We start from the raw sequence: 21,786 nt of genomic DNA, 5'->3' as shown, positions 1-21,786 counted from the left end.
CTTAGAATACCGCCGACGAAGTCTAGTATATGACTAAATTTCGGTATTCATTTATTCCTGAGGAGTATTTTTTATGTTGTGGTTTTTCTTCTGCGTGGCGTTGTTGCTTGCAGGTTATTTCTTTTATAGTCGAGTGATTGAGCGCATTTTTGTGATCAATCCAAATCGTCAAACGCCAGCGTATGCCATGAATGATGGCGTTGACTATATGCCAATGTCTAAAACTAAGATTTGGTTAATTCAATTATTAAATATTGCAGGCACAGGCCCAATCTTTGGTCCGATTCTTGGTGCGTTATACGGACCAGTTGCAATGCTTTGGATTGTGGTGGGTTGTATCTTTGCCGGTGCGGTACACGATTATTTCTGTGGAATGTTAAGTGTGCGTAATGGCGGTGCATCTATGCCTAACCTTGCAGGTAAATACTTAGGTCGTCCAGTTAAAGCATTTATTAACATCTTAGCTGTTGTACTTTTATTATTAGTGGGTGTGGTATTCGTTGCAAGTCCAGCTCAATTAATGGGTACGATTACAATGGATGTGTTCGGTGCTGCATCAGGTAGCATTTCTATTAGCAATGCGGAAGAAATCCATCAAGTAGCTGAAGCAGGTGGTATTACCGTTTGGGGTATGGATAAAGCGACTGTTATCAGTGTTTGGACTGGTATCATTTTCATTTACTATATTCTTGCGACATTACTTCCGATTGATAAAATCATCGGTCGTATCTACCCATTCTTCGGTGCATTATTACTCTTTATGTCTGTAGGTATGGTATATGGTTTAGTCAGTGCAGATCTTAGCTCAGCAGACCCAATTTCTTTTTATCGTTCTGTGGACGGTATGTCTTTTGAGAAATTCTTCCAAAACTTTGAAACCCGTGCAGATTTACCATTATGGCCACTCTTGTTCTTAACAATATCTTGTGGTGCATTATCTGGTTTCCACGCAACACAAAGCCCGTTAATGGCGCGTTGTACTGAAAACGAAAAAGAAGGACGTTTCATTTTCTACGGTGCGATGATCGGTGAAGGTGTGATTGCGTTAGTATGGTGTGCAGTTGGTTTAAGTTTCTATGATTCTTTACCAGATTTATTAGCAGCGATTAAAGCAGGTTCTCCTTCTAAAGTGGTTTATGACTCTTCTATCCACTTCTTAGGTCTTGTTGGTGGTATTTTTGCAGTGTTAGGTGTGGTTGTTCTTCCAATTACATCAGGCGATACAGCATTCCGTGCGGCACGTCTTGTTATTGCAGAATTTTTCCATTTAGAACAAAAAACCTTAGCTAAACGTTTAATTATTGCTGTGCCATTATTCGTGGTTGGTTATATCGTATCAAAAGTGGATTTCTCTATCTTATGGCGTTACTTCACTTGGGCGAACCAAACTACTGCGATGGTTATGTTATGGACTGCAGCTGCGTATTTATATCGCTATAATAAATTCCACTGGATATGTACAATCCCTGCGGCATTTATCAGTACCGTATGTTTTACTTACCTTGCATACAACAAAATCGGTTTTGGTTTAGACTATCAATTATCTGTTTATATCGGCTTAGGCTTAACAGTACTTTGTTTAGTTTTATTCTTCACACAGCTTAAACCATTAGGTGATCGTGACGAAGAAGCGTATGTAAATAACTAATTAAATCGAGTTAAAAATTGAAAACCGTTTGAGGAAAACCTCAAACGGTTTTTTTGTTTATTTTGTTACCAAAATTTACCAATCTTTACGTTTTAATTGCTTGCAAGTTAAGGCTACAACCGATAAACTTACATAAAGTGGTGAAAAGTGGAATTTTGTGGAGAATTCTGCTAATTTTTCTAAAAAAACGTTTAAAGGTAGAAAAATGTTTCGTGGTGCAGCAGCGGTAAATTTAGATGCGAAGGGTCGAGTAGCGATTCCTACGCGTTATCGTGCTGAAATCATGGAAAAGAACCAAGGCCAAATGGTTTGTACTGTTGATATTCGTCAGCCTTGTTTATTACTTTATCCTTTAGATGAATGGGAAAAAATCGAACAAAAATTACTTTCACTTTCCAACTTTGACCCAAATCAACGTCGTTTACAACGTGTTATGCTTGGTTATGCCACAGAATGTGAAATGGATGCACAAGGTCGTATCTTATTAAGTGGTCCATTACGTCAACACGCAAAATTAGAAAAAGGCTTAATGTTGGTTGGGCAGTTGAACAAATTTGAAATTTGGAGCGATACAGAATGGTTCGCACAAATTGATGAAGATATCGAAATTGGCTCAAGTGCTGAATTCGGTGCTTCTGAAGAATTAAAAATGCTGTCATTATAGAACAGCAGCACTAGCAGGATAAGCGGTGCTTGCGCCGCTCTATCTTCTCTTTATCGATTTTGATTTAACGTTTACTTTTTTACTTATGACTACGCAAAATTCCTTTTCTGCACCTGAACATATCACGGTTTTGCTTCACGAAGCGGTGAATGGTTTGGCGTTGAAAGAAAATGGAATTTATATTGATGGCACCTTCGGACGAGGCGGCCATTCTCGCCTTATTCTTTCTCAACTTTCTGAAAATGGTCGTTTAATTGCGGTAGATCGTGATCCGCGTGCGATTGCTGAAGCTGAAAAAATTCGAGACCCTCGTTTTCATATCGAACATACGAGCTTTTCACACATTCCAGACATCTGTCAAAAACTTGATTTAGTTGGTAAAGTTGACGGAATTTTGCTGGATTTAGGCGTTTCATCTCCGCAGCTTGATGAAGCTGATCGTGGTTTCAGTTTTATGAAAGATGGTCCGTTAGATATGCGCATGGATACCACACAAGGTTTATCAGCAGCAGAGTGGCTAAAACAAGTATCTGTTGATGATTTAACTTGGGTGTTAAAAACCTTCGGCGAAGAGCGTTTTGCAAAACGAATTGCTACTGCTATCGTAGAATTCAATAAAAGTGCAGTCAAAAATGGCACAGAATGTTTAAGCCGTACTTCTCAGCTCGCTGAATTAATTGCTCAAGCTGTGCCGTTTAAAGATAAATATAAGCATCCAGCGACGCGTAGTTTTCAAGCCATTCGAATTTATATTAATGCTGAATTAGATGAATTAGAAAGTGTATTAAATTCTGCATTAGATATGTTGGCACCAGAAGGGCGTTTATCGATTATCAGTTTCCATTCACTTGAGGACAGAATGGTAAAACATTTCATGCGTAAACATAGTAAAGGTGAGGATATCCCGAGAGGTTTACCATTGCGAGAAGATCAAATCCAACGTAATCAAAAATTAAAAATCATTGGTAAGGCGATTCAGCCAAGTGAGGCAGAAATTTCAGCGAATCCACGTTCAAGAAGCGCGGTATTACGTATAGCGGAAAGGGTAAAATAAGATGTTAGAAAATAGCGAACGTTATCCTTTACAACATATTCTCGTTGAAGATATTTTTTCTTCTAATAAATTAATTGTCGTCCTACTTTTATTAATTTTAGTTTCTGCAATGGGCACGATTTGGATGACCCATCAAACACGAGGCTTGATTTCTGAAAATGGGCAGTTAGTATTACAACATCAAGCCCTTGAAAACGAATATCGCAATTTGCAATTACAAGAAGCAACCGAAAGTGATAATACAAGAGTTGAATCCATTGCAATTGGTACATTAAAAATGCAACGTGTTCAAAGTGAACAAGAAGTGGTTATTTTTGAATAGGGATTTTAAATAAAATGGTTAGATTTAATTCCTCTAAGAAACCAGCAAAGCCAAAGAAAACAATTAGAAAATTGGCTCAACCTGTGTCAGTAAAACCGAACAAACCGAAAATGGTGTTTGAGAAATGTTTCCTTCGTGCTCGTTATCTCATCGCGACAAGTTTTATTTTCTTAGGCTTAGGCGCATTAGTGGCTCGTGCTGCTTATGTGCAATCTGTTAATTCTGAAATCCTTTCTGGTGAAGCGGACAAACGTTCATTACGTAAAGATGACGTCCTTTCTGTTCGTGGTTCAATTTTAGATCGTAATGGCCAATTGTTGTCGGTGAGTGTGCCGATGAGTGCGATCGTGGCTGAACCGCGTTTAATGCTAAAAGAAAATGCATTAGATGACAAAGAACGTATTAAAGCCCTTGCTAACGAATTAAATATGACACCAGCTGAGTTGGAGAAAAAAATTGAGAAAAATGCAAAATCAGGTTTCTTGTATTTAGCGCGTCAAGTAGAGGCGAGCAAGGCAAATTATATCCGTGAACTCAAAATTAAAGGCATTTCATTAGAGACTGAACCACGTCGATTTTATCCGCGTGTAGAAGAAGCGGCTCAATTAGTCGGTTTTACTAACATTGATGGTAAAGGGATTGAAGGGGTTGAGGCAAGTTTCAACCCAATGTTAGTGGGGAAAGACGGTGCTCGCGTTGTGCGTAAAGATAAACGCGGTAACGTGGTTGAACATATTGCTGATGAGAAAAAATATGATGCACAAGATGTTACCTTAAGTATTGATGAAAAGTTACAATCAATGGTGTATCGAGAAATTAAAAAAGCGGTAACAGAGAACAATGCAGAGTCAGGTACTGCGGTATTGGTAGATGTGCGTACAGGTGAAGTATTAGCAATGGCAACGGCGCCTTCTTACAACCCAAATAACTTGGCTAATGTTAAAGATGAATTAAAACGTAACCGTGCGATTACCGATACCTTTGAACCAGGTTCAACCGTAAAACCTTTCGTTGTGTTGACCGCACTTCAACGTGGCGCGGTGAGACGTGATGAAGTGATTAATACAGGTTCATTTACTGTAAGTGGTAAAGAAATTGTTGACGTAGCACCTCGTCCACAACAAACATTAGATGAAATTTTAATTAATTCCAGTAACCGTGGTGTGAGTCGTCTTGCGTTACGTATGCCACCTTCTGCCTTAATGGAAACTTACCAAAATGCAGGTTTAGGTAAAGATACCGAGTTAGGTTTAATTGGTGAACAACGCGGTGTATTAAATGCAAACCGTAAACGTTGGGCCGATATCGAACGTGCAACGGTAGCTTATGGTTATGGTATTACTTCAACACCATTACAAATTGCACGCGCTTATGCAACTTTAGGTAGCTTCGGGATTTATCGTCCGCTTTCTATCACTAAAGTTGATCCGCCAGTTATTGGTCAGCGAGTCTTCTCTGAAAAAATCACGAAAGATGTAGTGGGCATGTTAGAAAAAGTCGCGATCAAAAATAAACGTGCAATGGTTGAAGGTTATCGTGTTGGTGTGAAAACAGGTACAGCACGTAAAATTGAAAATGGTCACTATGTTAATAAATATGTGGCATTTACAGCAGGTATTGCACCAATTAGCGATCCACGTTATGCATTAGTTATTTTGATTAATGATCCGAAAGCAGGGCAGTACTATGGTGGTGCGGTATCTGCACCAGTATTCTCGAGCATTATGGGTTATACCTTACGTGCTAACGGTATAGCGCCAGATGCAGAACCAACAGAAAAAACAGCAAGACGTACTGTTCGCTTAAGCGATCAAAAATTTGAAAAAATGAATTAAGAAAAGGCAAAACAATGAAAAAATTGACCGCACTTTTTGATCTTCTGGTGCTTTCAGACATTAATGTGAAGGCGATGGTGTTAGATAGCCGCAAAGTGACTCAAGGAGATCTATTTGTGGCAGTAAAAGGACATCGTTTTGATGCGAGTCAATTTGTTCCTCAGGCTATTTCTTCTGGTGCAAGTGCGGTCGTTTTAGAAACAGATTTAGAAAACGAGCATTTAAACATCGAATGGCAAAATAATGTGCCAGTGATTCACTTCTATCATTTATCAGCTCATCTTTCAGCATTGGCAGGTCAATTTTATGATAATCCTTCCGAAAAATTGACTTTAGTTGGTGTGACTGGAACAAATGGTAAAACCACCGTTTCTCAATTATTAGCTCAATGGGCTACGCTGTTAGGTCATAAAGCAGCGGTTATGGGCACGATTGGTAATGGTTTATTAGGTCAAGTTAAGGAAGCAAAAAATACCACAGGTTCAGCCGTTGAAGTTCAAGAAAACCTCGCTGATTTTGTAGAGAAAGGGGCTGATTTTGCTTCTATCGAAGTGTCTTCACATGGTTTAGTTCAACACCGTGTTGAAGCCCTTAAATTTAAAGCCGCTATTTTTACCAATTTGAGTCGTGATCATTTGGATTATCATGAAACAATGGAAAAGTATGCTGAAGCTAAAAAACGCTTTTTCGTTGATTTGGCACCTGAGTTACAAATTCTTAATGCTGACGATCCAATTGGGGCCGCATGGTTAAATGAATTACCAAATGGTATCGCAGTCAGCTGTCACCCCAATTTCCATCCAACATCTCAACAATGGCTTTATGCTACTCAAATTCGTTTTACTCATGAAGGAGCAGTCATTGAGTTTGTATCAAGTTGGGGGAATGGCACATTACATAGCCCATTAATTGGCGCTTTTAACGTGAGTAATCTGTTGTTAGCCACGGCTGTTTTATTGGCTTTAGGTTATTCTTTCGATGATCTTATCCGTACTGTTTCACAGCTAAAAGGAGTAAATGGAAGAATGGAATTAATTAAAAAAGTAGGAAAACCAACCGTTATCGTTGACTATGCACATACTCCAGATGCACTAGAAAAAGCATTGAATTCTGCTCGTCAACATTGTAAAGGTAAACTTTGGTGTATCTTTGGTTGTGGTGGTGATCGTGATGCGGGTAAACGTCCACTGATGGCAAAAGCTGCAGAGCAATTTGCTGATTTAGTGATCGTAACTCAAGATAATCCGCGCACAGAAGATCCAAATAAAATTGAAGCAGATATTCTTACTGGTTTTAGTAGAATGGAAGATGTTGGTGTAATTCCGGATCGTGAAGAAGCCATCAAATTTACTATTGAGAATGCAATTGAAGATGATGTGATCGTGATTGCAGGAAAAGGCCATGAAAACTATCAGATTATTGGAGATAAAACACTTCATTTTTCAGACCAAGAAGTGGCGGAAGCCTATTTAACAAAAAAATAAAAAAATAGAATGATTAAACTAACAACTCAGCAGCTTGCCCAAATTTTCAATGCTAGTCTTATTGGGATGGGCAAGTTGTTGTTGAAAATATTAATACTGATACACGTAAAGCTTTGCCCAACTCGCTTTTCTTTGCATTAAAAGGTGAGCATTTTGATGCACATCAATACTTAGACCAAGCCGTTGAGCAAGGTGCGACAGCCTTAGTTGTACAACACCCCAATGCCGAAATTGCAACACCACAAGTAGTTGTTGCAGATACACGTTTAGCCCTTGGTCAATTAGCAAAATGGTTGCGTGAAAAAATTAATCCTCGAACCGTGGCGATGACTGGTTCATCGGGTAAAACGACGGTGAAAGAGATGACAGCATCCATTCTGCAACAAACATCGGGCAATCCAGAAGCAGTTTTATTCACTAATGGTAATTTCAACAACGACATTGGTGTACCATTAACGTTATTACGCTTAACTGAGCAGCATAAATTTGCAGTTATTGAGTTAGGTGCCAATCATCTAGGTGAAATTGATTACACAACGCATCTTGCACAGCCAGAAGCTGCATTAGTGAATAACGTGGCCGCTGCACATTTAGAGGGTTTTGGTTCCATTGAAGGTGTAGCACGTGCGAAAGGTGAAATTTACCGCGGTTTAACTCAAAATGGCGTGGCGATTATTAACAGCGAACATAATTATATTGAATTATGGCAAAAAGAAATTAGCTCCCATGCTATTCAATATTTTAATGGTGGCGATTACAAAGCTGAAAATGTAAAACATTCACCTAATGGCTCGACGTTTTCGTTAGTTTCACCAAAAGGTCGCATTCAAATTAATTTGCCTTATTTAGGTGAGCATAATGTAAAAAATGCTTTGGCAGCGACCGCACTTGCTATGAATGTGGGCGCGAGTCTTGCTGATGTTAAAGCCGGTCTTGAACATCGTTCTCAAGTAAAAGGGAGATTATTCCCGATTCAAGTGAATGAATATCTACTTTTATTAGATGATACTTACAATGCGAATGTTGATTCTTTACAAGCTGCGATTGATGTTTTAAAAGGTTATGATGCTTTCCGTATTCTACTTGTGGGCGATATGAAAGAATTAGGTGAGGATAGCCTAAAATGCCATCAACAAGTGGGTGAGCACGTCAAACAAGCTAAATTAGATTTAGTGCTTTCTTACGGAACAGAAAGTGCGGTCATTTCTGAAGCTGTTTTGGGAAAACATTTTACAGATAAAGCTGAATTGACAGCTTATGCGTTAGATATTATTAAACAGAAATTACAAGAAAACCAAAAAGTCGTCGTATTAGCGAAAGGCTCTCGCTCAATGAAAATGGAAGAGACGATTTATTCATTAAAGGATAGCTTATGTTAGTTTGGCTTGCTGAATACTTAGTTCGCTATGAAACGGCATTCAATGCCATTTCCTATATTACCGTACGTGCGATTTTGGCATTATTGACCGCACTTTTCATTTCTTTATGGATTGGTCCGAAAGTGATCAAACGCCTTCAAATTTTAAAATTTGGGCAAGAAGTGCGTAATGATGGTCCTGAAAGTCACTTTGCGAAAAAAGGTACGCCAACTATGGGCGGTGTGATGATTTTATTCTCCATTGGTGTCAGTACGTTATTATGGGCTAACTTAACGAATCCTTACGTTTGGATTTGCTTATTTGTATTGTTTGGTTATGGCGCGATTGGCTTTGTGGATGATTTCCGTAAAATCACGCGTAAAAATACCGATGGTTTAATTGCGCGTTGGAAATATTTCTGGATGTCAGTAGTCGCATTAGTGGCGATCATTTGGTTGTATTGGTTAGGTCATGATACAGATGCAACTCGTTTAGTGATTCCATTCTTCAAAGATATCATGCCGCAATTAGGCCTATTCTATATTGTGTTGTCTTACTTTGTGATTGTGGGCACAGGCAATGCGGTAAACTTAACCGACGGTTTAGATGGTCTTGCGATCATGCCAACAGCTTTAGTCGCAGGTGCATTTGCTTTAATTGCATGGGCGACCGGTAACGTTAATTTTGCAGAATACTTACATATTCCTTACATCAAATATAGTTCTGAAGTCGTGGTGTTCTGTACTGCAATCGTAGGGGCAGGCTTAGGGTTCTTATGGTTTAACACTTATCCAGCTCAGGTTTTTATGGGCGATGTGGGGTCTCTAGCACTTGGTGGTGCACTTGGTGTTGTTGCCATCCTTGTTCGTCAAGAATTCCTATTAGTAATTATGGGCGGTGTATTTGTTGTTGAAGCCTTGTCTGTGATTTTGCAAGTGGGTTCTTACAAATTAAGAAAACAACGTATTTTTAGAATGGCGCCGATTCATCACCACTTTGAATTAAAAGGTTGGCCAGAACCAAGAGTGATTATTCGGTTTTGGATTATATCCTTGATGTTGGTGTTGATGGGGCTTGTAACGCTCAAACTAAGATAATTTTTGTAGGGTGCACTTGTTGCACCCTGCGTGATCCCAGAATACGAGAGAAGAAAAACAACATGACAACTCTATATCAAAATAAAACGATCACCATCATAGGCCTCGGAAAAACAGGCCTTTCTTGCGTTGAATATCTTCAATCTCAACAAGCTAATATCCGGGTGATTGATACTCGTCAACATCCAGCAGGCGCAGATCAATTACCTAAAAATGTTCCTTTACACATGGGTAGTCTAAATCAACAATGGTTACTTGAAAGCGATATTATTGTCATTAGCCCAGGGCTCGCGGTAAAAACACCTGAAATTCAGACCGCACTTTCAGCAGGTGTGGAAGTGATCGGGGATATCGAATTATTCTGCCGAGCAGCAACGAAGCCAATTGTCGGATTACCGGTTCTAATGGTAAAAGCACCGTGACAACATTGGTCTATGAAATGGCAAAAGCGGCTGGAATAAAAGTGGGCATGGGCGGAAACATTGGTATTCCTGCGTTGTCATTATTAAATGAAGATTATGATCTTTATGTATTAGAGCTTTCCAGTTTCCAACTAGAAACCACTTATAGTTTGAAAGCGGCTGCAGCGACTGTGCTCAATGTGACTGAAGATCATATGAATCGCTATGTAGATTTAGAAGATTATCGCCAAGCCAAATTACGTATTTACCACAATGCAGAAACAGCGGTAGTGAATTTAGAAGACAAACTCACTTTTGGCGAAGGTGAAAATCAAGCTAAGAAGGTTGTATCTTTTGCTGAAAATCAAGCAGATTACTGGTTGAAAACTGAAAACGGTAAACAGTACTTAATGGCGAAAGAGGAAGTAATTTTACCTTGTGATGAAGCGACCTTAGTTGGCCGTCATAATTACATGAATATTTTAGCGGCGACAGCGTTAGCGCAAGCAGTAGGTATAAATTTAGAGGCAATTCGTACCGCACTTCGTCAATTTAAAGGCTTAGACCATCGTTTCCAATTAGCGCATCAAACGAATGGTATTCGTTGGATTAATGATTCTAAAGCCACCAATGTAGGCAGTACCGTTGCGGCATTAGCAGGGTTATATGTTGAAGGAACATTACATCTTTTATTAGGTGGTGATGGCAAAGGTGCAGATTTTTCTGAACTCGCTGATTTAATCAACCAACCTCATATCTCAACCTATTGTTTTGGTCGTGATGGCAAACAACTTGCAGCACTTTCAAGTCAAAGTCATTTGTTTGAAACCATGGAACAAGCCATTTCATTTTTACGTCCACATTTAAAATCAGGCGATATGGTGTTATTATCTCCTGCTTGCGCAAGTTTGGATCAGTTTGCCTCTTTTGAGAAACGTGGAGAAGAGTTTACTCGTCTAGCAAAATTAGCTTAAAAATTAGGGTAGTAATGGAATTTATCAATAAAATTAAACAAAATTATGAACAATGGGCGAGAGTGACGCCACAAGGATTACTCTATGATCGCGCATTGTTTTGGCTTTTTGTCGTGCTATTGTTAATTGGTTTAGTGGCAGTAACTTCTGCTTCGATGCCTTACAGTGCACGTGTATTTAATGATACATTCTATTTTGCTAAACGTGATGCAGTGTATGTTTTGCTTTCGTTAGCAACCTGCTATTTAACTCTCCAAATTTCTTCTTCTCAATGGGAAAAGTGGCACGCAAAAGTTTTCTTGTTGGCTATTGTTTTATTAATACTGGTTCTCGGTATAGGAACTTCTGTTAATGGTGCAAAACGTTGGATCTCTTTAGGAATTTTAAATTTCCAGCCTGCGGAATTTGCGAAGTTAGCGTTAACCTGTTTCCTGGCGAGCTATTTTACACGTCGTTATGATGAAGTACGTGGTAAAAAATTCAGTGCAGCTAAGCCTTTTATTGTGATGGGCGTATTAGGTGTATTCTTATTAGCCCAACCTGACTTAGGGAGTACCGTTGTACTTTTCGTTATTACCTTTGGCATGCTTTTTATTGTTGGGGCAAATTTTTGGCAATTTATTTTGCTAATTGGTACAGGCATACTTCTCTTTGTATGGCTGGTTCTTTCAGCTTCGTATCGTTTAAAACGTTTTACCGGTTTCTTAGAACCGTTTAAAGATCCTTATGGAACAGGATTCCAGCTGACTAACTCTTTGATGGCGTTTGGTCGTGGTGAAATTAGTGGGGAAGGGCTCGGTAACTCTATTCAAAAACTTGATTATCTTCCTGAAGCACATACTGACTTTATCATGGCGATTATCGGCGAAGAATTTGGTTTTATTGGTATTTTGGTGGTAGTGGTTCTCTTAGGTTTATTGATTTTCCGTGCGATGAAAATTGGACGGGAATCACTCATGTTAGAACAACGTTTCCGTGGTTTTTTTGCTTTAGGTATTAGTTTCTGGATTTTCTTCCAAGGTTTCGTGAATCTTGGCATGGCTTTAGGGATGTTACCAACAAAAGGTTTAACTTTCCCATTAGTGAGTTACGGTGGTTCAAGTATCATCATTATGTCGGCAACTGTAGGGATTTTATTGCGTATTGACCATGAAAATAGATTACAACGTGGTGGTCAAGCTCGTTTGAGAGATGATTAGAGATATTTATGAGTAAAAAATTATTAGTTATGGCAGGTGGTACGGGTGGACATGTTTTTCCTGCCATTGCTGCAGCTCAAACCTTACAAAAAGAAGGTTGGGAAATTTGCTGGTTAGGTACTAAAGATCGCATGGAAGCACAGCTTGTACCAAAGCATGGTATTCCGATTCGTTTTATTCAAATTTCAGGGTTACGTGGTAAAGGCATTAAAGCATTACTTGGTGCCCCTTTTGCTATTTTAAGAGCAGTATTGCAAGCTCGTAAAATTATTCAAGAATATCAACCTAATGCGGTATTAGGCATGGGCGGTTATGTATCAGGCCCTGGTGGTATCGCTGCAAAACTTTGTGGTGTGCCAGTTATTTTACATGAACAAAATGCCGTAGCAGGCTTAACTAATGAATGGCTGGCTAAAATTGCGACACGTGTATTGCAAGCTTTCCCAACGGCATTCAAAGATGCCGAAGTTGTAGGAAACCCAGTTCGCCAAGATTTATTTGAAATGCCATCACCACAAGCACGTTTTTCAGAAAGAAGTGGAAAACTGAGAGTGCTCGTTGTGGGTGGTAGCCAAGGGGCTCGCGTACTCAATCAGACTATTCCGCAAGTAGTAGCGTGTTTGGCAGATAAACTAGAAGTGCGTCATCAAGTGGGTAAAGGTTCAGTTGAAAGCGTGACTGCACTTTATGGTGAACAGGCAGATTCGGTCAAAATTACAGAATTTATTGATGATATGGCGGAAGCCTACGCTTGGGCGGATGTGGTAATTTGCCGTTCTGGTGCTTTAACAGTATGTGAATTAGCTGCAGTGGGAACACCGGCGATTTTCGTGCCATTCCAGCATAAAGATCAACAGCAATATTTAAACGCGAAATACCTTGCTGATGTCGGTGCAGCAAAAATCGTTCAGCAAAATGAATTAAATGCGGATGTGTTAGTCGATTTCTTAGAAAAAACAGATCGTGAAACTTTGCTAGCGATGGCGATTAAGGCAAAAGAAATGTCAGCACCATTAGCGGCTAAACGTGTAGCTGATGTCATTGTAGAGAACGCGAAATAAGGACACAGAAGTGAAGGGTGGAGTAAATAAACCCTTAACCTAAAAGTGCGGTTAAAAATAAAGGTGAAATAATATGAAACATATTTCGGACGAAATTAGAAAGATTATCCCTGAGATGCGTCGGGTTCAACAAATCCATTTCATTGGTATCGGCGGTGCCGGTATGAGTGGGATTGCCGAAATTTTATTAAATGAAGGTTATGATATCTCTGGTTCCGATATTGCAGATGGTGTCGTGACTCAGCGTCTTGCTCAAGCAGGCGCAAAAATTTTCATTGGTCATCAATCGGAAAATGTGCAAGGGGCAAGTGTCGTTGTTGTATCAAGCGCGATCCATGAAGATAATCCAGAATTAATTGCCGCTAAACAAAATCGTATTCCAGTTATCCAGCGAGCACAAATGTTAGCTGAAATTATGCGTTTCCGTCATGGTATTGCAGTAGCTGGCACCCATGGTAAAACCACAACGACAGCCATGATTTCTATGATTTATACTCAAGCGAAACTGGATCCAACTTTTGTTAATGGTGGTTTAGTTAAATCAGCCGGTAAAAATGCACATTTAGGTGCAAGCCGTTATTTAATCGCTGAAGCAGATGAAAGTGATGCCTCTTTCTTACACTTACAGCCAATGGTTTCTGTTGTGACGAATATTGAGCCGGATCATATGGATACCTACGAAGGTGACTTTGAGAAAATGAAAGCCACCTATGTAAAATTCTTACATAACTTGCCGTTTTATGGCTTAGCGGTGATGTGCGCAGATGATGCGGTATTAATGGAGCTAGTTCCTCAAGTTGGTCGTCAGGTGTTAACGTATGGTTTCAGTGAACACGCTGATTATCGTATCGAAGATTATGAACAAACTGGTTTCCAAGGTCATTACACCGTAGTTTGTCCAAGTGGTGAACGTATTAATGTATTATTGAATGTACCGGGTAAACACAATGCGTTAAATGCGACGGCAGCACTTGCTGTGGCAAAAGAAGAAGGCATTGGCAATGAAGCGATTTTAGAAGCACTTGCTGATTTCCAAGGTGCGGGCAGACGTTTCGACCAATTAGGCGAGTTTATTCGTCCAAATGGTAAAGTACGCTTAGTAGATGATTATGGTCATCACCCAACAGAAGTTGATGTAACAATTAAAGCAGCGCGTGAAGGATGGGGAGATAAACGTATTGTCATGATCTTCCAGCCTCACCGTTATTCACGTACTCGCGATTTATTTGATGAATTTGTGCAAGTATTATCCCAAGTGGATGCATTGATTATGTTAGATGTCTATGCGGCAGGTGAAGCGCCAATTGTCGGTGCAGATAGCAAAGCACTTTGTCGTTCTATTCGTAATCTAGGAAAAGTCGATCCAATTTTAGTTTCCGATACGGAACAACTCGGTGATGTGTTAGATCAAATTATTCAAGATGGCGATTTAATTCTTGCTCAAGGTGCGGGAAGTGTAAGCAAAATTTCTCGTGGTCTAGCAGAACGTTGGAAAGCATAAATACATCGAAAAATAACCTTACTTTTGATGAAGAATAAAGGAAAACAGGATAAAACAATGAATTTAAAACAAGAAAAAATTGCTGTGTTGTTAGGCGGCACATCAGCTGAACGTGAAGTGTCTCTTAATTCTGGCGCAGCTGTGTTAAATGCCTTAGTAAGCCAAGGTTATAATGCACACGGTATCGATCCTAAAGAATATAATGTCGCGAATTTAAAAGCAGATGGTTTTGATCGCGTTTTTAACATTTTACATGGTCGCGGTGGTGAAGATGGCACTATGCAAGGTTTATTAGAACAAATCGGCTTGCCTTACACCGGTTGTGGGGTGATGGCTTCAGCATTAACCATGGATAAAATGCGTACTAAAATGTTGTGGAAAGCCTTTGGTTTACCTGTTGCCGATATGGAGATTGTGACGAAAGAAAACGCTCACGAACTAAACCCACAAGCAGTAGTCGAAAAATTAGGTTTACCTTTGATGGTTAAGCCATCTCTTGAAGGTTCAAGTGTGGGTTTAACGAAAGTAAAAGCAGTCGAAGAATTAAAAAGTGCGGTCGATTATGCACTCAAATTTGATAACACCATTTTGATTGAAGAATGGTTAGCAGGTGATGAATTAACTGTGCCTGTTTTAGGTGGCGAAATATTGCCTGCTGTTCGCATTGTGCCAGAAGGTGAGTTTTATGATTATGATGCGAAATATATTTCAGATAACACTCAATATTTTTGCCCTGCTGGCCTTTCAGCTGAACGTGAGCAAGAATTGGCGAAATTAGTTAAACGAGCTTATGACGTCGTGGGTTGTCGTGGCTGGAGCCGCATTGATGTAATGACTGATGGACAAGGTAATTTCCGTTTAGTCGAAGTAAACACGAACCCAGGCATGACAAGTCACAGTTTATTCCCTAAATCTGCGTCAACAGTCGGTATTTCATTTGAACAACTCGTCGTGAAAATTTTGGAGTTGAGTGCGTAATGAATGTAATTAAGCGCAAAAATACACCGCCAACGCAATTTGCTCGTTCATCTAACGGAGAAGGTAAATTCCGTTTTATGTTGCAGGTTAAACTTGCTTTGGTGTTACTTTGTGCGGGGCTAGGGTATTTCGTTTATTCAAACTGGCAAAATTGGCTTGAAAGCTTAGACGGTGATAGAAAAATTACTGCCTATGCCTTAGTAGGTCAAAATGAATTTACAACTTATCCGGATGTGCAAGATGTGTTGCTCAAAATGGGCTCTCTCAAGGGCTTCTGGGGACAAGACGTTAAGCAAATTCAAGAACAGCTTGAAACGATTCCTTGGGTAAAAGGTGCAGTAGTTCGTAAAATTTGGCCAAATCGTTTAAGTATCTGGTTATCAGAATATCAGCCAGTCGCCATTTGGAACAAAACAGAGTTCGTGACAAAAGAGGGAACGGTTTTCCAATTGCCGATGGATAAGTTAAAAGAAAAAGCTTTACCTTATTTAGGTGGTCCAGATTATCAAAGCTTGAAGGTCTTAGAAGCTTGGAATCAAATTTTTGCTGATTTTAAGGCGAAAAATTTGCTGGTTAAAGGTGTGACAATTGATGATCGTGGTGCGTGGCAAGTTACGCTAGATAATGATATAGTACTGAAACTTGGGCGTGGAGATTGGAAACCTAAATTAGATCGATTTGTAACGATTTACCCACAAATTGAAGTGCCTGAAGGTAAACGAATTGACTATGTAGATTTGCGCTATGCTTCTGCATCAGCAGCAGTTGGATTGACAGAGAAATAAAAAATAATTCATTAGGTGTAATAAGAAAATGGCAAAAGAGTTGGAACCGAAAGTAATTGTAGGTCTTGAAGTTGGTACATCAAAAGTTGTTGCTGTCGTTGGGGAAGTGCTTCCTGATGGTGTAGTAAATGTACTTGGCGTGGGTAGTTGTCCATCGAAAGGGATTGATCGTGGCAGTATTACTGATTTAGATGCCGTTGTTAATTCTATCCAACGTGCCATTGAAGCAGCTGAATCAATGGCCGATTGCCAAATTATGAGCGTGACTCTTGCGATTACAGGTGAGCATATTCAAAGCCTGAATGAGAGCGGCTTTGTTGCTATTTCTGAAAATGAAGTGACTCAAGATGAAATTGATGATGCTCTACATACAGCGAGCTCAGTGAAATTACCTGAGGGTCTTTCTTTATTACACATAATCCCACAAGAATATGCCGTGGATAAACAAGTTAATATTAAAAACCCATTAGGTTTACAAGGTGTTCGTTTAAAAGCAAACGTACACTTAATTGCGTGTCATCAAGACTGGCAAAATAACTTGAAAAAAGCAGTTGAGCGTTGCGGATTACAAGTCGATAAAGTCGTGTTCTCCGGCTTTGCAGCAACACATTCTGTTTTAACTGAAGATGAAAAAGATCTTGGTGTTTGCTTAGTTGATTTTGGTGCAGGTACCATGAATATGATGGTTTACACCAATGGCTCGTTGCGTTTCAGCAAGGTTATTCCTTACGCAGGGAACATTGTAACCAATGATATTGCCCATGCATGTACCGTTTCTCGTGCAGAAGCTGAACGCATTAAAGTGAATTATGCGAGTGCATTATATCCGGCACGTTTACATGGCGATAAGAAAATTGAAGTAGCAAGTATTGGTGGTCGAGCGCCACGTGCTTTAACAAAAAGTGATTTATCTTTAATCACTTCAGCAAGATATATTGAACTATTAGGCGTTGTTAAGGACGAATTAGATAAGCTTAAAGCAGATTTAGAAAGCAAACATATTAAATTTGAATTGATTGCTGGTGTCGTTATTACCGGTGGTGGTGCACAAATTGAAGACTTAAAAGATTGTGCTTCGAATGTATTTGGTTGCCAAGTACGTATTGGTAGTCCATTGAATATTACAGGCTTAACGGATTATGTAAATCGCCCACAATATTCAACTGTAGTCGGATTACTACAATATCATCATCAAAATAGTGATAATGATCCTGTAGATAGTAACTATGGTGATGAAGGTGTTGGCAGAAAATTCTGGAAAGGCCTTAAAAATATTTTCAATAAAGTGAAATCAGAATTTTGATAATTTTGACTTTTTCATTTAGAATAAGAAAGATCTAACTTTTATTAATATGCTAGCAGAGTATTAGCAGTAACGGAGAACAGCAAATGTTATACCCAGAGTATGGTGATTTTGAAGAGCAAACAGGTGCACTGATTAAGGTTGTCGGTGTTGGTGGAGGCGGCGGTAACGCGGTTAACCACATGGTTGCTAACATGGTGCAACAAGAATTCAATGGTAATTTCTTGGGCGAAAGTGCAATTGATAGCGATGAACACGGTAAGATCGTATTCTATGCGGTGAATACCGATGCGCAAGCATTACGCAAAAGCCAAGTTCAACAAACTGTACAAATTGGTGGGGCAACAACGAAAGGTCTTGGTGCAGGCGCAAACCCAAATGTAGGTCGTAAAGCGGCTGAAGATGACCAAGAAGAAATCCGTAAAATGCTTGAAGGTGCAGACATGGTCTTTATCGCAGCCGGTATGGGCGGTGGTACAGGTACTGGTGCGGCACCAATCGTTGCTAAAGTAGCGAAAGAATTGGGCATTTTAACTGTAGCTGTTGTTACTAAGCCATTTAGCTTTGAAGGCAAAAAACGTATGCAATTTGCTGAATTAGGGATTAAAGATCTTTCACAATATGTGGATTCAATGATCATCATTCCTAACCAACAAATTCAAAAAGTTCTCCCAAAAAATGCAACATTAATTGATGCTTTTGCTGCTGCAAATGACGTATTACGTAACTCTGTTATGGGCATCTCCGATATGATTACCTCTCCAGGTTTAATCAACGTGGACTTTGCTGACGTAAGAACCGTTATGTCGGAAATGGGCCAAGCGATGATTGGTTTTGGTTCAGCTCAAAGTGAACCAGGTGCGGGTCGAGCAGAAGAAGCTGCGCGTCTTGCAATTAAAAATGATTTATTAGAGAAAGTCGATCTTTCTAATGCTAAAGGTATCCTTGTTAATATTACCTCAGGCATGGATCTCGGCTTTGATGAATTTAACGTGGTAGGTGACACTGTAGGTAGCTTCGCATCAGAAGATGCGACTATCGTAGTAGGTACCAGTTTAGTTCCTGAAATGAGCAATGAAATTCGTGTAACGATCGTTGCGACAGGTTTAGGTGATGTAGTTTCAGCAGAGCCTGTAGTGATTGCTCGCCCTCAAGCGACAATGCAACAAGCTCAAGTTCAACAACCTGTAGCGCAAGAAACGATTCAACCACAACCGCCAGTTGGTTTACATGGTTTAGATGCATTAAGACATAATCCACAACCTGAACCAGCACAGGAACAAAATCCACAATACGGTAACTTAAATAAACCGCTTGATCCAAGTCGTTTAGAACAGTTAAGAAATAATCCTAATTTCTTTAATCCGGCATCATTTGGTCGTGATGAGAAATAAGAGTAAAAGTAATCTTGTTGTGAAGCAATAAGGTAAAAGAGATGATTAAACAAAGAACATTAAAACAAAGCATTAAAGTCACAGGTGTAGGCTTACATAGCGGTAAAAAAGTAACATTAACGTTGCGCCCGGCTATGCCGAATACTGGCGTGATTTACTGTCGTACCGATCTTAATCCGCCGGTGACTTTCCCTGCGAATGCGGATTCAGTGCGCGATACAATGCTTTGTACTGCACTTGTGAATGAACAAGGTGTGCGTGTTTCAACCGTAGAACACTTAAACGCAGCATTAGCAGGTTTAGGTATCGATAATATCATTATCGAAGTTGATGCACCTGAAATTCCAATCATGGACGGTAGTGCAAGCCCATTCATTTACTTGCTTTTAGACGCAGGTATTGAAGAACAAAATGCACCGAAGAAATTTATTCGTATTAAGAAAAATGTACGAGTAGAAGACGGTGATAAATGGGCAGAATTTAAACCTTACAATGGTTTCCGTTTAGATTTTACAATCGACTTTGATCATCCAGCGATTAGTAAAAATGTACGTAATTACGTGATGGATTTCTCAGCACAAGCATTCGTACATCAAATTAGTCGTGCAAGAACCTTTGGTTTCATGAAAGATATTGAGTATCTTCAATCTCAAGGTCTTGCGCTAGGTGGTAGCTTAGATAATGCTATCGTATTAGATGATTACCGTATCTTAAATGAAGATGGATTACGTTTCAGAGATGAATTAGTTCGTCACAAGATGCTTGATGCGATTGGCGATCTTTATATGTGTGGCTATAACATCATCGGTGATTTCAAAGCTTATAAATCTGGTCACGGTTTAAATAACAAGCTACTCCGTGCTGTACTTGCCGATCAGGAAGCGTGGGAATTTGTTACCTTTGAAGATAAGAAACAAGTTCCACAAGGTTATGTCGCGCCTGCACAGGTACTCATCTAACAATGTTTTGTTGAAAAGCTATACTTCTTTCGGGAGTATAGCTTTTTTATTTCCCATCTTGCTCTGTTATTTTTGTTTTCTGCGAAGGTAAAGAGCGGTCAAAAATAGAGGTGTTTTTTATTATGAAAAAATTATTTACCGCGCTTCCTCTTGTGCTAGCAACTTCTGCGGCAATGGCATATGAACAAGATAAAACCTATCAATTTACTATATTGCATACCAATGATACGCACGGACATTTTTGGCCGAATGCAAAAGGTGAATATGGCTTTCCAGCACACAAAACAATTGTTAATCGCGTAAAAGCTGAAGTCGAGCAAAAAGGTGGCTCACTCGTTTTATTAAATGCAGGTGATTTTAATACTGGTGTACCTGAGTCAGATATGCAAACGGCAGAACCTGACATTAAAGCAATGAATGCGATGGGCTATGAAGCAACCGTATTAGGTAATCACGAGTTTGATAATCCATTACAAGTACTGGATATGCAAGAAAAATGGGCGAATTTCCCATTCTTATCTGCAAACGTCATTAATACCAAAACAGGTAAAACCTTAGTTAAGCCTTATACCATTTTAAATAAACAAGATCTTAAAATTGCCGTGGTCGGTTTAACCACGGAAGATACTGCAAAATTAGGTAACCCAGAATACCTTCACAATGTGAAATTTGAAGATCCAACAACGGTAGCAAAAGCCACATTAAAGGAGCTAAATGAAAAAGTTAAGCCAGATGTGAAAATCGCTTTAACGCATATGGGTTATTATTATGATGCGAAACATGGTTCAAATGCGCCAGGTGATGTGAGTCTTGCGCGTAATTTAGATAGAGGCGCATTCGATATGATTATCGGTGGTCACAGCCATGATCCGATTTGTGTGGATGATAAAGGGGTATGGATTAAAGATTATCAACCAACTCAACCATGTAAACCAGATTTCCAAAATGGTACTTGGATTATGCAAGCATTTGAATATGGTAAATATGTTGGTCGTGCAGACTTTGAGTTCAAAAATGGTGAATTAAAATTAGTGAATTATCAATTAATTCCAGTGAACTTGAAGAAGAAAGTGAAAAAAGAAGATGGTAAAACGGAATATGTGAACTATGCCGAAGAGATTCCACAAGATCCGGAAATGGAAAAACTTTTAAAGTCTTACCAAGATAAAGGTGATGCTTTATTAAGCCAAAAAGTGGGGAAATTAAATGGTAAGTTAGAAGGTGATCGTACCATTATTCGTTTTGAACAAACTAACCTTGGTCACTTAATTGCAGAAGCGCAACGTCAAAAAGCGAAAGCAGACATTGGTATCATGAACTCAGGTGGTATTCGTGATTCTATCCAAGAAGGTGATGTAACCTATAAAGATATTTTAAAAATCCATCCATTTGGTAATATTGTGAGCTATTTTGAATTAACCGGTAAAGAATTATTGGATTATTTAAATGTAGTCGCATTGAAAGAAGTGGATTCTGGTGCCTATGCACAATATTCAGGTATCAGCATGACAGTAAATCGTGTGGATAAGAAAGTTGAAAATGTGAAAATTCAAGGTAAACCATTGGATTTAAATAAAACTTACCGTATTTCTGTCCCAAGCTATAATGCAGCTGGTGGAGATGGTTATCCGGTTATGACCAAAAATCCAACTTTCGTTAACACAGGTTTTATTGATGCGGATGTTTTAAAAGAATTTTTTGAGAAAAATTCACCTATTAGTGCTGGAAAATATATCCCTCATAATGAAGTAACCTTTAAATAAGGAATG

General features: G+C 39.2%; 16 protein-coding genes and 2 pseudogenes. All 18 read left to right on the top strand.

The window, feature by feature from the left end; genetic code table 11:
- Nucleotides 1–73 precede the first annotated feature (73 nt).
- The 18 genes and pseudogenes from DX522_RS02305 (at nt 74) to ushA (ending at nt 21,780) form a co-directional block, all read left to right on the top strand.
- Nucleotides 74–1,648, top strand: a complete 1,575-nt coding sequence (locus tag DX522_RS02305) for a carbon starvation protein A (RefSeq protein WP_115179681.1) — start codon at nt 74–76, stop codon at nt 1,646–1,648.
- Between the two features lie 205 nt (nt 1,649–1,853).
- Nucleotides 1,854–2,312, top strand: coding sequence for a division/cell wall cluster transcriptional repressor MraZ (gene mraZ / locus DX522_RS02300; protein ID WP_070714066.1), 459 nt, complete (start codon nt 1,854–1,856; stop codon nt 2,310–2,312).
- Nucleotides 2,313–2,397: 85 nt separating this feature from the next.
- Nucleotides 2,398–3,366: a 16S rRNA (cytosine(1402)-N(4))-methyltransferase RsmH gene (rsmH, locus tag DX522_RS02295; RefSeq protein ID WP_115180875.1), complete on the top strand. Its 969-nt coding sequence runs from the start codon at nt 2,398–2,400 to the stop codon at nt 3,364–3,366.
- 1 nt (nt 3,367) lies between these two features.
- A complete protein-coding gene (gene ftsL / locus DX522_RS02290) occupies nt 3,368–3,688 on the top strand; it encodes a cell division protein FtsL (protein WP_115179680.1) in 321 nt (106 codons plus the stop codon).
- Nucleotides 3,689–3,702: 14 nt separating this feature from the next.
- Complete coding sequence (locus DX522_RS02285; protein ID WP_115179679.1) at nt 3,703–5,523, top strand: penicillin-binding transpeptidase domain-containing protein; 1,821 nt, start codon at nt 3,703–3,705, stop codon at nt 5,521–5,523.
- A 14-nt stretch (nt 5,524–5,537) separates the two neighbouring features.
- Entirely contained in the window at nt 5,538–7,007 is a 1,470-nt protein-coding gene (murE, locus tag DX522_RS02280; RefSeq protein ID WP_115179678.1) for a UDP-N-acetylmuramoyl-L-alanyl-D-glutamate--2,6-diaminopimelate ligase, read from the top strand.
- Between the two features lie 9 nt (nt 7,008–7,016).
- Nucleotides 7,017–8,386, top strand: a pseudogene (gene murF / locus DX522_RS02275) (UDP-N-acetylmuramoyl-tripeptide--D-alanyl-D-alanine ligase).
- Nucleotides 8,380–9,462, top strand: coding sequence for a phospho-N-acetylmuramoyl-pentapeptide-transferase (gene mraY / locus DX522_RS02270; RefSeq protein ID WP_005696533.1), 1,083 nt, complete (start codon nt 8,380–8,382; stop codon nt 9,460–9,462). Before murF ends, mraY begins: the two are co-directional and overlap by 7 nt.
- Before the next feature lie 62 nt (nt 9,463–9,524).
- A pseudogene (gene murD / locus DX522_RS02265) lies at nt 9,525–10,837 on the top strand (UDP-N-acetylmuramoyl-L-alanine--D-glutamate ligase).
- Nucleotides 10,838–10,851: 14 nt separating this feature from the next.
- Nucleotides 10,852–12,036 (top strand): putative lipid II flippase FtsW, encoded by a 1,185-nt coding sequence (ftsW, locus tag DX522_RS02260; protein ID WP_115179677.1) that lies wholly within the window; start codon nt 10,852–10,854, stop codon nt 12,034–12,036.
- An 8-nt stretch (nt 12,037–12,044) separates the two neighbouring features.
- Entirely contained in the window at nt 12,045–13,097 is a 1,053-nt protein-coding gene (murG, locus tag DX522_RS02255; RefSeq protein ID WP_115179676.1) for an undecaprenyldiphospho-muramoylpentapeptide beta-N-acetylglucosaminyltransferase, read from the top strand.
- Nucleotides 13,098–13,170: 73 nt separating this feature from the next.
- Entirely contained in the window at nt 13,171–14,598 is a 1,428-nt protein-coding gene (gene murC / locus DX522_RS02250; protein ID WP_115179675.1) for a UDP-N-acetylmuramate--L-alanine ligase, read from the top strand.
- Nucleotides 14,599–14,655: 57 nt separating this feature from the next.
- Nucleotides 14,656–15,576 carry a D-alanine--D-alanine ligase gene (locus DX522_RS02245; protein WP_115179674.1) on the top strand — a complete coding sequence of 307 codons (921 nt, stop codon included), beginning with the start codon at nt 14,656–14,658 and terminating at the stop codon, nt 15,574–15,576.
- Nucleotides 15,576–16,361 (top strand): cell division protein FtsQ/DivIB, encoded by a 786-nt coding sequence (locus DX522_RS02240; RefSeq protein ID WP_115179673.1) that lies wholly within the window; start codon nt 15,576–15,578, stop codon nt 16,359–16,361. Before DX522_RS02245 ends, DX522_RS02240 begins: the two co-directional genes overlap by 1 nt.
- A 28-nt stretch (nt 16,362–16,389) precedes the next feature.
- Entirely contained in the window at nt 16,390–17,664 is a 1,275-nt protein-coding gene (gene ftsA, locus DX522_RS02235) for a cell division protein FtsA (RefSeq protein WP_070591373.1), read from the top strand.
- An 86-nt stretch (nt 17,665–17,750) separates the two neighbouring features.
- A complete protein-coding gene (gene ftsZ, locus DX522_RS02230) occupies nt 17,751–19,058 on the top strand; it encodes a cell division protein FtsZ (RefSeq protein ID WP_115179672.1) in 1,308 nt (435 codons plus the stop codon).
- Nucleotides 19,059–19,099: 41 nt separating this feature from the next.
- Nucleotides 19,100–20,017, top strand: a complete 918-nt coding sequence (lpxC, locus tag DX522_RS02225; protein ID WP_049364420.1) for a UDP-3-O-acyl-N-acetylglucosamine deacetylase — start codon at nt 19,100–19,102, stop codon at nt 20,015–20,017.
- A 122-nt stretch (nt 20,018–20,139) separates the two neighbouring features.
- On the top strand, nt 20,140–21,780 hold the full coding sequence (ushA, locus tag DX522_RS02220) for a bifunctional UDP-sugar hydrolase/5'-nucleotidase UshA (RefSeq protein ID WP_115179671.1): 1,641 nt from the start codon (nt 20,140–20,142) through the stop codon (nt 21,778–21,780).
- The last annotated feature ends 6 nt before the right edge of the window (nt 21,781–21,786 follow it).

This window comes from Haemophilus parainfluenzae (genome assembly GCF_900450995.1).
GTDB classification, from domain to species: domain Bacteria; phylum Pseudomonadota; class Gammaproteobacteria; order Enterobacterales; family Pasteurellaceae; genus Haemophilus_D; species Haemophilus_D parainfluenzae_O.
Note: the sequence above shows the minus strand (reverse complement) of the source record. Positions and strands in the feature narration are given on the sequence as shown.